7 protein-coding genes are annotated in these 6,765 nt (G+C 41.0%); all 7 read left to right on the forward strand.

The window, feature by feature from the left end; all coding sequences use genetic code 11:
* Window positions 1-206: 206 nt before the first annotated feature.
* The 7 genes from HMPREF1154_RS11860 to HMPREF1154_RS11890 all read left to right on the forward strand — a co-directional run bounded on the left by HMPREF1154_RS11860 (window position 207) and on the right by HMPREF1154_RS11890 (window position 6,637).
* Window positions 207-1,322 (forward strand): efflux RND transporter periplasmic adaptor subunit, encoded by a 1,116-nt coding sequence (locus HMPREF1154_RS11860; RefSeq protein WP_009642810.1) that lies wholly within the window; start codon window positions 207-209, stop codon window positions 1,320-1,322.
* A gap of 235 nt (window positions 1,323-1,557) precedes the next feature.
* On the forward strand, window positions 1,558-2,211 hold the full coding sequence (locus tag HMPREF1154_RS11865; protein WP_009642803.1) for a carbonic anhydrase: 654 nt from the start codon (window positions 1,558-1,560) through the stop codon (window positions 2,209-2,211).
* Between the two features lie 36 nt (window positions 2,212-2,247).
* Window positions 2,248-3,084: a carboxypeptidase-like regulatory domain-containing protein gene (locus HMPREF1154_RS11870; RefSeq protein WP_034567472.1), complete on the forward strand. Its 837-nt coding sequence runs from the start codon at window positions 2,248-2,250 to the stop codon at window positions 3,082-3,084.
* Between the two features lie 5 nt (window positions 3,085-3,089).
* Window positions 3,090-3,644 (forward strand): Ig-like domain-containing protein, encoded by a 555-nt coding sequence (locus HMPREF1154_RS11875; protein WP_009642799.1) that lies wholly within the window; start codon window positions 3,090-3,092, stop codon window positions 3,642-3,644.
* A 57-nt stretch (window positions 3,645-3,701) separates the two neighbouring features.
* Complete coding sequence (locus HMPREF1154_RS11880; protein WP_009642813.1) at window positions 3,702-4,646, forward strand: hypothetical protein; 945 nt, start codon at window positions 3,702-3,704, stop codon at window positions 4,644-4,646.
* Entirely contained in the window at window positions 4,643-5,182 is a 540-nt protein-coding gene (locus HMPREF1154_RS11885) for a carboxypeptidase-like regulatory domain-containing protein (protein ID WP_009642824.1), read from the forward strand. Before HMPREF1154_RS11880 ends, HMPREF1154_RS11885 begins: the two co-directional genes overlap by 4 nt.
* A gap of 57 nt (window positions 5,183-5,239) precedes the next feature.
* Window positions 5,240-6,637: an efflux transporter outer membrane subunit gene (locus HMPREF1154_RS11890; RefSeq protein ID WP_009642804.1), complete on the forward strand. Its 1,398-nt coding sequence runs from the start codon at window positions 5,240-5,242 to the stop codon at window positions 6,635-6,637.
* Window positions 6,638-6,765 lie beyond the last annotated feature (128 nt).

The raw sequence follows: 6,765 nt of genomic DNA on the forward strand, positions 1-6,765 counted from the left end.
AAGTTCATACGCTGGCGCGAGCTTGCAGCTCTTCTACAAGGAGCTAAAAGCTCCCTTATGATAAGCACGAGCTGCAAGCTCGCGCTAGCAAAAGGGAGACAAGTGACGAGTTCATGCCAGCATGAGGCCATTAATCATTATTGGCATTAATCATTAATCATTATTGGCATTAACCATTAATCATTAACTATTAAACATTTAAAAAAATGAATAAAGTTTTAATTTTTTCAAGTATTGCCCTCTTTGCAGTAGGGTGTAAGAATGGAAACCAACAAGCCTCTGGTGCTATGATGGGGGCAGGTGGGCCTAAGGAGCTACCAGTGATTACCGTAGGAGAGCAGCGTACAACCTCTGACCTCTCTTTCCCTGTCAATATAGAAGGAGTCGTTAATAGTCCCGTACAGGCCAAAATCTCTGGCTATATCACTAAGGTATTGGTAGATGAAGGCCAAGCCGTTTCTCAGGGGCAGCCTATGTTCCAGCTCGAGACACAGACCCTCAACCAGTCAGCCGCTTCAGCTAAGGCTCAGGTGGAAGTGGCTCAGGTAGAGGTTAATAAGCTTCGCCCTTTGGTGGAGAAGAACATTGTTAGCAAGGTACAACTCGAAACAGCTCAGGCCAACTTGCAACGCGCTCAAGCTGCTTATAACGAAATCGCAAGTAATATAGGCTTTGCAGTAGTGAAAGCACCTGTAAGTGGCGTAGTAGGGGCTATCTCTTACCGTGAGGGCGCCTTGGTAACGGCCAATAACACGGTACTTACTACCGTTTCCGATGTGAAAGATGTATATGCCTATTTCTCTATGAACGAAAAGGATTACCTTTCTTTCCTTGCACAAACTAAAGGGGCTACTACTAAGGAGAAGTTGGCTAATTTTGCCGAAGTATCCCTTGTTTTGGCCAACGGACAGCTGTATAACCACAAGGGAAAGATACAGACCGTTACAGGACAGATAGACCCTACCACAGGATCTATCCAAATCCGTGCGACCTTCCCTAACCCTGATCGCTTACTTACCAACGGAAATAGTGGTACCATCCTTATTCCACAGACTTTTGATAAGTCCTTGGTAATCCCTGAAGTAGCGGTATTCGAGCAACAAGGAAAGATATTTGTCTATAAGGTAGAAGATAATACAATCAAGCAAACAGTGGTAACCCTCAAGAACCGCGCTAATAATTTGGCCGTGGTGGAGACAGGTCTCAAGGCAGGTGATGTGATTATTGTACAAGGACTCAATGGGGTGCGTACGGGTGATAAGGTAACCCCTCAACCTGTTTCTATGGATAGTATTGTGAAGGCTATACAACCCATTTTCTAAGACGACATTAATCATTAAGGCGAATCAATAGAATTGTATAGTCCAATTCGTTAAGACGCAATAAATTACGTCTCTACGGAAGACTACGCTCATCAGAAGTTGTCTTAGCCAGCGCATGTGTAGAGACGCAATTTATTGCGTCTTAGATAGTTAGTTAATAGTGTCTTAACTATTGATTCGCATCATTAATCATTAATCATTATTGGCATTAATCATTAATCACTAATCATTATTTATGGATTCTTATAAAACCATTTTTGAAAATAACCGCCAGTGGGTCGAGAGAAAAACAGGCGAAGACAAGGACTTTTTTAAGAAACTCGTCAAGGAGCAGAACCCTGATTTCCTCTATATAGGTTGCTCGGATAGCCGTGTAACAGCAGAGGAGCTGATGGGGTTAGGCCCTGGCGATGTTTTCGTTCACCGTAATATTGCCAATGTGGTCAATACCCTCGATATGAGTTCTACGGCGGTGATCCAATACGCCGTGGAACACCTACAGGTAAAACATATTATTGTCTGTGGACATTATGATTGCGGAGGGGTGAAAGCCGCCATGCAAGCCAAGGACTTGGGACTGCTTAACCCATGGCTGAGAACCATACGCGATGTGTATCGCCTACATCAGGACGAACTCGATGCCATCACCTCCCCTAAGGAGCGTTACGATCGTTTGGTAGAGCTTAACGTGGAAGAACAGTGTATCAACGTGGCGAAAATGGCCTGTGTACAAGAGGGCTACCTCTATCACCAGTACCCTATTGTCCATGGCTGGGTGTTTGACATTCGTTCAGGACGCCTCATAGACTTGGAAATAGACTTCGTAGAGCTGATGAAGCGTATCCAAAGGGTCTATGACCTCACTGGGGAAGACTGGAACTATAAGTAGGAGTTTTAAGTTTTCAGTTTTGAATTTTGAGTTGTTATGAAGTTTCTTTTACTCTTTACATTGTTTTCACTGCCCCTAATGGCTCAAGAGGATAAAACTCAAAAGGGAGGTATAAAGGATATAGGGAAAATCTCTAAAGAGTTTCCTCTTTATCTCATCGATGGAAAGAAATTAAGCAGATGGAGTTTGAAGACTAAAAAGTTACAACCCGATGATATAGCAGAAATTCTGGTGTTTTTTAGAGAAGAAGCTAAAAATATCTTTGGTAGCAACGCAAAATATGGAGCTTTATATATCATCACTAAAGAAGCCCTTAGCAAGGCTGAAGCACTTATAGATATTCCTGCTGAGAGAAAGCTCAACAGAAGAGAGCGACATTATAGAGAAATTGGAGAATTTTATCAAACCTATCGCCTTATGGTGGTTTCAGGGAAAGTTACAGACAAAGAAGGCAATCCTCTGGCTAATATCAAAGTGCGTAACAACGATAGGGGGACTCGAACCTTCACGGATAGCATAGGTAATTACACGATTGAAGCCCGTCGCTGGAATGCGATACAAGCTGAAAATATAGAGGATTGTTATCTCGTCGTAAAAGAAGCAAGAGAACAAAGCCATAACTTTGTACAACACCCTCCTATTGAAAGCAGGAACAGCGACCCAAGAGCCTCTACACCCTCTATAAGTTTGAAAACTCCTTGCGACAAGTTGTTTGTTCTCGACGGATTGCCTATAGAAAAAAAGGAAGAGTTTCTTAAAAAAATACGACGGAAGAAAATAGAGGAAATAATAGAAATAGATGAACAATCAGGAGTTCCTTTGTATGGTGCAAAGGGCGTGTATGGCGTAATCATTGTAAACACTAAAAACTAACAACTATGACCCGACTTACTATATTTTTATTCTTTTTTACGCTTTCCACTATGGCGCAAATCACTATAACAGGCAAGGTTACTGACAAAGAAGGGAATCCTCTTGCCAATATTACTGTAAAAACAGACGTGATAACTTATACAAACGAAGGGTATTATGTCGCTAATTATGTAACAACGGATGCCAATGGTATGTATAAGATACAAGCAAAACAGTGGGATACAATCCATTTTGACAATAGGGGCTGTTATATTGTGTTTAAAGACACACCTCACCAAGTATATAACCATACTATGGACAGAATCTATAGGAATAGTGGTATTTGTATTGAATATACTTATCTTTGTGGCATCGTTTTTATACGTAATGATAATATAGTTAAAAAAAGAGATAGAGAAGCATTCAAAGAAGAACTTAGAAGTGGACAGTTTTACAAGTATTCTGTAATGGATTATCAAGAGTTATCTGAACAATATGGCTATCTCGGTCAATATGGATTAGTAGCTTATACCAAAGATTACTATAATGAGAATATCAAAGATAAAGAGAAAAAAGAATAAATACATTTTTCTACGTATCGTTGAACTTTGAAAAAAGTAAAAAAATTCCTATAAGCTATGACCCGATTTACTATATTTCTATTCTTTTTTACGCTTTCCACTATGGCACAACAAGTACAAGATACGCTGGGGAAGGTGAAAACACCTCAAGAGGATTCTAATACAAATTCTACTTTAAGGTGTTTGATAGGTGGAAGCCCACAGCCAGTGTTCTTTTTAGATGGGAAAATAGTTGGTAATGCAGGAAATATAGATACAATAAAATCAGTTGACCCAGAAGATGTGGCTGCTTTGATATATTTTACATCAAAAAATGCAGTAAATCTCTTTGGAAAACAAGCAGGAGGAGGGGCGATATATATAGTAACAGAGGAAGCAGAGAAAAAAATAAAGGAAATACAGCATAAGAAGTTAGGAAAACTGACCCGAGAAGGATACAAATACTACCGAATAGCACAAATATTGGAAAAATTCAAATTTCCTATAACAGTAACAGGTAGGGTTACTGATAATGAAGGTAATCCTATCGCCGGCTGTAGAATAGAAAACAGAGAAAGAGACGCTGAGGTATATACCGATAGCTTAGGAAAATATGAGATAAAAGCTCACCGTTGGGATGCTATATTAAGTGAATGTGTAGGGCAGTGCCGTGTTGTTGTATCCGATAACACAGAACAAACAATGGATTTTGTACGTCCTCCTCTTAAAAAGTCCTCTATCAACTATACAACTGTGGGGCTGGTGACGGTAGGAGGTTCGCCTTGTGATAAGCTTTTTGTGCTCAACGGTAAGCCAATGAAGGATAAAAAGCAATTTCTCAAAAGGATAAAAAACAGTAAGGAGATAGAAGCCCGTGAGATAGCACAGCAAGAGGCTATGGCACTTTATGGAACTCAAGGTCGTTTTGGTATCGTAGCGGTCAGAGATGAGAAAGGACGAAAACAAGATAAAATCTATACAAGAAAATTCAAAAGAAAAATGCGAAAAACCCAACAACTATGACCCGACTTACTATATTTTTATTCTTTTTTACGCTTTCCACTATGGCACAAATCACCGTATCAGGAAGGGTTTTTGATGAGAAAAATAAACCTTTCTCAAAGGCAATAGTCTCCAATGGTAGAGAAAAGGTATATACCGATGCCCAAGGAAACTATACTATACAAGCAAAACTATTTGATATATTAGAATTCTCTGTTGAAAGCGAATATAAAGGGTATAAAATGAATAAACAATATTACTTTGTAATCAAGAATATACCGCATCAAAAGTATAAAGTACAATTAGATTCTGATGTAATTTATAAATATTTTGTGGATCCTTATACATTATCTTTTAGTTTTTACCTAGATGATTCAAAAGTTGAAAAATCGAATGAAGAAGCATTCAAGGAGCGTGTGCGCAATGGAGAGTTTTATACCTATGAGATACGCACTTGGGATGAGATGCCTAAGGAAATAGAACAGATTTCTATGTATAATGTGTTTGTTTACACCCAAGATTACTATAATGAGCATATCAAAGACAAACAAAAATAATTAATATTATAAAACCTTATCGCTTATTATCTATTACTTATTACCTAAATTAAGATTATGAACAGAATCATTTATAAAGGTTTCGCGGCGGCTTTTATAGCCCTTACCCTTACCGCTTGTGCAGGTCGCAAAACTTACGAGCGTCCCAATGTTATAGACGAAAAGCTCTTTCGTGCCGACCAAGTGCCTGCCGATAGTCTTAGTAGTGCCAATGTCTCTTGGCGCAACATCTTCACCGATGCTACTCTCCAAGGGCATATCAATAAGGCGCTCTCTAACAATCTTGATGTACGTGTAGCGATGCAGAATGTGGCTTCCGCTCAGGCGTACCTCAAGCAAAGCAAAGCCGCTTTTATTCCTACCCTATCGGTAGGGGCTAATTATACCCGTAGCACCAACTCTATCAATGCGATGGGAGGCGTGGGCGAACGTACATACAATAATCTATGGGATATCACAGGCGCTGCCTCATGGGAGACCGACATCTGGGGTAAGCTCTCTGCCCAGCGCCGTGCTTCCTATGCTTCTTACCTTGCTACCGTAGAGGCACAAAAAGCTGTACAATCCGAGGTAGTGGCTACCTTAGCAACGGCTTATTACCAACTGCTGATGCTTGATGAGCAGAAAAAGGTATTGGAACAAACCATTGATTTCCGCCAAAAGAGCTTGGAGACTACCAAGAGTCTCAAGGAGGCAGGCTCCACTACCGAAGTGGCTACTAAGCAAATAGAGGCTTTGGTGTATAATGCACAGGCACAATTGGTTACCATAGGCAATAGTATATGGGCTTTGGAGAATACCATTTGTGTGCTCCTTGGGGAAGAACCTCATGCCATAGAGCGCACCACGCTTGCCGAGCAGCAATTCCCTACCGAATTTAAGCAGGGATATGCTGCTAAGCTCCTCCAGAACCGTCCTGATGTAGCCCGTGCAGAACTCAGCCTACGCAATGCCTTTGAACTGACCAATGTAGCTCGTGCCGCTTTCTATCCTACGCTGACGCTCTCGGCTCGTGGAGGTATTTCCTCTACCGAACTGGATACATGGATTTCGGCTAAGTCCATATTTGCTAATTTTGTAGCAGGACTAGCCCAACCGATCTTGAACCGCCGACAGATTCGCACCCAATACGAGGTACAACAAATCGCTCAGGAAACCGCTTTGCTCAATTTCAAAAAGGCGGTACTCTCCGCAGGTAAGGAAGTGTCCGATGCTATGCAGAACGTCTCTACCCAAACAGAGTTTATCGAGCTAAAAACGAAAGAGATGAAGGCCTATCAAGAGGCTACAGATTACTCCAAACAGCTCTTTGATAGCGGTATGGTGAATTATTTAGAGGTAATCACCGCCGAAGTAAATCGCCTCAATGCCGAACTTAGTGTTGCCAATGCTCAATTTACGCGTATGCAATACGGTATTACCTTGTACAAGGCCCTAGGGGGAGGTTGGAGGTAGTGCGAGCCGCACAGGCAATTCACCTAAGAGAGAAATTTGAAACTATGACAGCAAGAGAAGAAATCCAAGAATTAAACGACCATTTGCAGGCGTTCCCCAAAGCGGAAGATATTTTTGTAAAAGAGCAA

It is taken from the genome of Capnocytophaga sp. CM59 (assembly GCF_000293175.1).
In the GTDB taxonomy this organism is placed as follows: Bacteria; Bacteroidota; Bacteroidia; order Flavobacteriales; family Flavobacteriaceae; genus Capnocytophaga; species Capnocytophaga granulosa.

Excerpts from the sequence above, each read along its gene's own strand:
- HMPREF1154_RS11860 (WP_009642810.1), top strand. The coding sequence starts at position 207 with ATGAATAAAGTTTTAATTTTTTCAAGTATTGCCCTCTTTGCAGTAGGG.
- HMPREF1154_RS11865 (WP_009642803.1), top strand. The coding sequence starts at position 1,558 with ATGGATTCTTATAAAACCATTTTTGAAAATAACCGCCAGTGGGTCGAG.
- HMPREF1154_RS11870 (WP_034567472.1), top strand. The coding sequence starts at position 2,248 with ATGAAGTTTCTTTTACTCTTTACATTGTTTTCACTGCCCCTAATGGCT.
- HMPREF1154_RS11875 (WP_009642799.1), top strand. The coding sequence starts at position 3,090 with ATGACCCGACTTACTATATTTTTATTCTTTTTTACGCTTTCCACTATG.
- HMPREF1154_RS11880 (WP_009642813.1), top strand. The coding sequence starts at position 3,702 with ATGACCCGATTTACTATATTTCTATTCTTTTTTACGCTTTCCACTATG.
- HMPREF1154_RS11885 (WP_009642824.1), top strand. The coding sequence starts at position 4,643 with ATGACCCGACTTACTATATTTTTATTCTTTTTTACGCTTTCCACTATG.
- HMPREF1154_RS11890 (WP_009642804.1), top strand. The coding sequence starts at position 5,240 with ATGAACAGAATCATTTATAAAGGTTTCGCGGCGGCTTTTATAGCCCTT.